The 5,500-nt window shown below is 39.3% G+C and carries 5 protein-coding genes; 4 read left to right on the plus strand and 1 reads right to left on the minus strand.

All coding sequences use genetic code 11. The features are described 5' to 3' along the window. The 3 genes from Q0625_RS11980 to Q0625_RS11990 form a co-directional block, all read left to right on the plus strand. A partial coding sequence (locus Q0625_RS11980) for a leucine-rich repeat domain-containing protein (RefSeq protein WP_298827633.1) occupies positions 1–2,062 on the plus strand: 2,062 nt, incomplete at its 5' end. Between the two features lie 274 nt (positions 2,063–2,336). Continuing rightward, entirely contained in the window at positions 2,337–2,624 is a 288-nt protein-coding gene (locus Q0625_RS11985) for a DUF493 domain-containing protein (protein WP_298827635.1), read from the plus strand. A 51-nt stretch (positions 2,625–2,675) separates the two neighbouring features. Beyond that, on the plus strand, positions 2,676–3,440 hold the full coding sequence (locus tag Q0625_RS11990; RefSeq protein WP_298827637.1) for an SH3 domain-containing protein: 765 nt from the start codon (positions 2,676–2,678) through the stop codon (positions 3,438–3,440). Positions 3,441–3,504: 64 nt separating this feature from the next. Here the strand turns inward: Q0625_RS11990 and lpdA are convergent, their stop codons facing one another. Beyond that, positions 3,505–4,902, minus strand: a complete 1,398-nt coding sequence (gene lpdA / locus Q0625_RS11995; RefSeq protein ID WP_298827639.1) for a dihydrolipoyl dehydrogenase — start codon at positions 4,900–4,902, stop codon at positions 3,505–3,507. A gap of 308 nt (positions 4,903–5,210) precedes the next feature. On the opposite strand from lpdA, the gene Q0625_RS12000 reads away from it, so the two are divergent. Then, positions 5,211–5,500: AAA family ATPase (locus Q0625_RS12000; RefSeq protein WP_298827641.1), on the plus strand; the 290-nt coding region annotated here is incomplete at its 3' end.

Here is a 5,500-nt window from a genome sequence, read left to right on the forward strand (position 1 = left end):
AGCAGCAACCCTTGCTGTAAGTTGCAACAAGGACAACAAGGATCCTGAGTTTAAACCTAAGGAAACCCCCTTAGATACCACCATATCAGAAGGAGCGGGCTATCCAAATGATACCATTAATAAGTATTATTTTAATAAAACCTCTAGAATACTTTTTAAGCGTGAGGGTAAAACTTATACAGCTATACAGTCATTAAAAGATTATAATTCAGGTAATAAAATCTATCTAGGAACTAATTCACCAAAACCTTCTTCAGGAGAAAATAATGACTTTTTTGTCAATACTAAAATAGATATAGTATATGAAAAAAAGCAAGGAGTATGGAAGGAGGTAGATGGAGAAGTTTACATTCGTGATCCCAAGTTCAGAGCAGCTCTCCTTGCTACAGGAAACAATAATGGAAGTGTAGATGGAAATGGTGACGGGAAGATAAGTATCACAGAAGTAAGAGCAGTACAAGCCCTTAGAGTATCTAATGCTGATATAGATTACTTAGATGGAGTAGAGCTTTTTAGTAACATAACAGTACTGGAAGCCAAAAGTAATAAGCTTACTACAGTACATTTAGAATCACTTAGTAAACTTAAGCAGATAGACTTGACAGGCAATCAGCTTTCAGGAACGTTAGACCTTTCAAAATCGACTAACTTACAGAATGGCAAGATCAATATTGTTGCCAATAATAATAATCCTCAATTACAGAAAATAATAGTTTCCGATGTGGCGAAGGCTACAGCCCTAAATAATTCAGAGAGAACAAACAAATATACTGCTACAGGAGAGGTAGATCAGCTTATAGAGTTTGATCCTGTAGTGAAAACAGCCATTATAGCTATTGGAAATACAGGGCCAGATAGGAATGGAGATGGTGAGATCAGTATCTCTGAAGCATTGGCTTATACAAAACGTATTGATATAACATTACCAGGAGTACAATCCTTAAAAGGCTTAGAAAAATTCAAGAATATTTCTGCTTTGCGTATTTTCCCTGGAGAAGGTCGGACCAATGACCTTACTGATAAGAACTTCTCTTTGACTGACTTCCCTAATATGGAAACATTGGATATAACCAATACCACTTTAGAAGAGTTAGCAGTAAAGAGTTTCCCTAAGCTTACTCGTATAAGTATAGTCAATGGTAACTTAAATAAAGTCACCATTACAGAAGCTACAGAACTTAAGGAACTTTCATTGGAAAGGAATAACCTTACCGCACTCCCAGTGACTTTCTTTGACGGACTTACTAAGCTTACTGCTATCAACCTCTTAGGAAATAATATTGCAGGAGATATAAACCTTGTCCCTGTCAATGGACTTGAAGCCAATGCTGGTGCTATCCAGATTATGAGAACATGTAGGCTTTGTACTCCTACGTTAGGCAATACTCAGGTAAGATATATCTATGTAAAAACACAGGCTGAGGCTTCTGCCCTCAATGGAGCTGATGGTACAGGTGTATACAAATCCAATGCAGATAGTACCCCTCAGGAAGAAAACCCAGTGGTTACTATAGCTGATGCCAATCTAAGAAGTTTGGTATGGCGTACCCTTAGAACGGTAGATTTCAATGCTTATAGAAATTATCCTGTAGATGGACCTTATAGAAAATCCGATTTAGCTAAGATTACCACCCTTGAGATAGATAATAATATCACCAATATTACGGGCTTGGAAAGCTTCACTGGATTGAAGAAACTAGATCTTCGTCCTCAAGGACCTACAACCTTGGATCTTACAGCTATGCAAGAGTTGGAAGAAATTACCTTAGGAGGTACTATGGCAACCATTACAGGAAGTAATGTAAGCCTTAAAAAGGTGATACTCAAAGAAAACAGAAATGTAACTAAGTTAGACCTACGAGGTTTCCGTAATATAGAAAAAGTATTCATAGAGGAACAGAGTACAACACCTAACCATATAGAGTGTATTGCAGTACCAGCCAATAAAGTAGAGGATGTGAAGGCAAGTATCAATATTAGTGCAGGTGGTGGTAATGCAGACTTGGCTCGCCAAAAAACAGAACTCTATAGATCAAAAGTACAATCAACCCCATGTAATTAGGTTTTGGACATTACATATCTTTCGAAAAGTGCTCCCCAAAAGGGAGCCTTTTCTTTTTGAGTGAAGAGTGAAAAGAGAAAAGTGAAACCAGCGAATACTTGGAGCTGGGTATGTGGGTGAAAAGTGAAGAGTGAAAAGAGAAAAGAGAAACCAGCGAATACTTAGAGTTGGGTATGGGAGTGAAAAGAGAAAAGTGACAAATTGAGTGTGAGATACTTTTGGCATACTTTTTGCGGCGGAGAAAACTAATCACTAACGACTAATACCTAACAAAATGACAAATCAAGAAATAGAAGAATTTTACACCAAACTAAAATCAGAACTAGAAAAAACTACTGTATTCCCTACCGAATACCTATATAAGTTTATACTTCCTACTGGAGAAGATAAAAAAGCGGCTATAAGGGCGGTCTTTGCTACAACAGTAGCCACTATTGAAGAGAAACCTTCCTCCTCTGGGAAATATATAGCCTATTCCATACGGCTTAAAGTGCAAAACCCCGATGAGGTTATCGCCTACTATAAAGAAGCAGGAAAAATAGAAGGCATCATCTCACTATAATAAAGCAAAAAATAAAAGGTAAAATATAAAACTTTACCTTTTTTCTAAATTATGAAGTACCTATTATATTTTTTACCCTTTATCCTTTACCTTTTCCCCTACGAGGGGAAGGCACAGCCTACCGATGAGGAGCTTTTCGCACAGGCGGGAAGTGCTTATAACCGTGGAGACTATCAGGTGGCTATTGATAACTATCAGCGAATACTCTCCAAGGGTAAGGCTTCTGTGAGCTTGTATTACAACTTGGCCAACGCCTACTATAAGCAAGAGGAGGTAGCTCGTAGCATATACTATTATGAGAAGGCGTTGCAACTTGCCCCAGAGGATAAGGCGATACAGACCAATCTGAAGTATGCCCAGCAAATGACCTTGGACGAAATAGTGCCCTTACCCCAGATGTGGTCACAGCGTGTAGTGGCTACACTGAGCCGATGGAACTCTCCCAGTGGTTGGGGGGCTTGGGCTGTGGGTAGCATGTGCCTATTTGTAGGCTTTTTCTTTTGTTATTATTTTCTAAGGAAGATTATATACAAGCGCGTATTTTTTACCCTGATGCTAGTGGCATTTTTTATCTCGGTAGGGAGTTTTTTCCTAGGAAGAACCGTGAGCAAATATACGGGTACCAACCATTATGCGATTCTCTTTGATAAGGAAGTGCGACTATATGAACAGCCTAATACTTATAGTAAGGAAGTATTTGCTCTGCACGAGGGTACCAAGGTAGAAGTCTTAGACCAAGTCAAGGAATGGTACAAAATTAAAGTTGCTGATGGCCGTATAGGTTGGGCAAAGAAACATAGCGTGAAGAAACTTTAGAAGTGAAAAGAGAAAAGTGAAGAATGAATAATAGCTATTCACTCTTCACTTTTTCATTATTCGTTTACATGTGTATGGCTCTTTTAGCAGTAGCATCGAGGCAGGCCTCTTTCACAGCTTCGCTATAAGTAGGGTGTGCATGGCAGATACGGGCAATGTCCTCAGCACTAGCACGGTACTCCATAGCTACTACCGACTGGGCAATAAGATCGGAAGCACGCGCTCCGAGAATATGTACCCCGAGAATCTCATCGGTAGTGGCATCGGCTAGGACTTTCACGAATCCATCGGTTTCCAAGCTCGCACGGGCACGTCCTAAGGCACGCATAGGGAATTGTCCCACCTTGTAAGCACGTCCTTCGGCTTTTAGTTGTTGTTCTGTTTTTCCTACTGCAGCTACTTCAGGAGTAGTATATACGGCGCCAGGGATAAGGTCATAATTTACATGTGGCTTTTCTCCTGCCAAGAGTTCTGCTACATATACGCCCTCCTCTTCAGCCTTATGAGCAAGCATGGCGCCACGAATCACATCACCAATAGCGTAGATATGGGCAGCGCTAGTTTGTAGGTGTTCGTTTACTTCTATTTGTCCGCGTTGGTTTAGCTGTACTCCAGCCTTATCAAGGCCTAAGCCATCGGTATAAGGTCTGCGTCCGGTAGCTACCAAGCAGTAATCTCCTTCTAGAACAATCTCACCCTTAGGACCATCGGCCTTCACGGTTACAGTATTGCCTGTGCGGGTTACCTCTTTTACTTTGCTGTCGGTATAGAATTCGAAACCTTGTTTCTTAAGCACTTTGTTTAGTTCCTTTCCAATAGCCACATCCATAGTAGGGAGGATACTTGATGCATATTCTACTACGGATACTTGGGCACCCAAGCGAAGATATACCTGACCCAATTCCAAGCCAATCACCCCACCACCTATGACAATTAGGTGTTTAGGAATCTCGCGAAGGCTTAAGGCTTCGGTGGAGGTGATTACTCGTTCTTTGTCAATAGAGATAAAAGGCAAAGTAGAAGGCTTAGAACCTGTAGCAATAATAAAGTTGGTTGCTGAAAGGGTTTCGTTATCTGTACCTTGTACTTGTAGTTCGGTAGGGGAGAGGAATGAAGCCTTTCCGTGGAATACATCTACATTGTTTTTTTTCATAAGGAAGTTAATCCCTTGTGTATTTTGATCCACTACGGCCTGTTTACGCTCTATCATTTTTGGAAAATCCACATTGATATTTCCTGAAATTTCTATACCATGTATGGGAGCATGCTTGTGCGTATCTTCAAGCAAGTGAGTGGAGTCCAATAGCGCTTTGGAAGGGATACAGCCCACATTGAGACAAGTACCTCCTAGCGTATTGTATTTTTCCACAATAGCGGTTTTCTTTCCTAATTGAGCACAACGGATAGCAGCTACATAGCCTCCAGGTCCTGCTCCTATAACAATTACATCGTAATTCTTCATTATAGTAAATTTAAATATTGTATTCCTTGCAATGAGCTACAAAGGTAGTGTTTTTTTTTGAAAGGAGCAAATAATTTTTAATGATTAATGATTAACGCCCATAACGAATATAAGGAGAACTTATAAAAAGTTTCTTGTCTTTGTTTTATTTTTATTTTTAATTTGTATATTTGCAGAAAATACTCTAATGGCCTTATAGAATAACAATATGTTTTTATTTGACGGTCATTTGATAGAATTTATTCATTTTTTTTACTATCTTTGTTCCATTGGAGCTAAAGCCTTAACAGAGAACAAACAGCAAGAATATGCTTATACGATTTCAAGTAAAAAACCTATATTCATTTGAAGAAGAAACGGAATTCAACCTCCTTACCAATGATTCAGAACACTTGCCACACCATAAGAAACATTGTAATGGGGTAGATTTTCTGCGCTTAAGTGCTATCTATGGAGCTAATGCTTCGGGTAAATCTAACTTCGTAAGAGCTATTGGTTTGTTACAGAATATAGTAAAAAAAGGAAAAATCATAGATGAGGTAAGTGATTATAAGTTCAAGCTAAGTAAGGAAGCCCTTACAAAACCTATCTCATTAGC

It is taken from the genome of uncultured Capnocytophaga sp., assembly GCF_938029845.1.
Classification (GTDB): Bacteria; Bacteroidota; Bacteroidia; order Flavobacteriales; family Flavobacteriaceae; genus Capnocytophaga.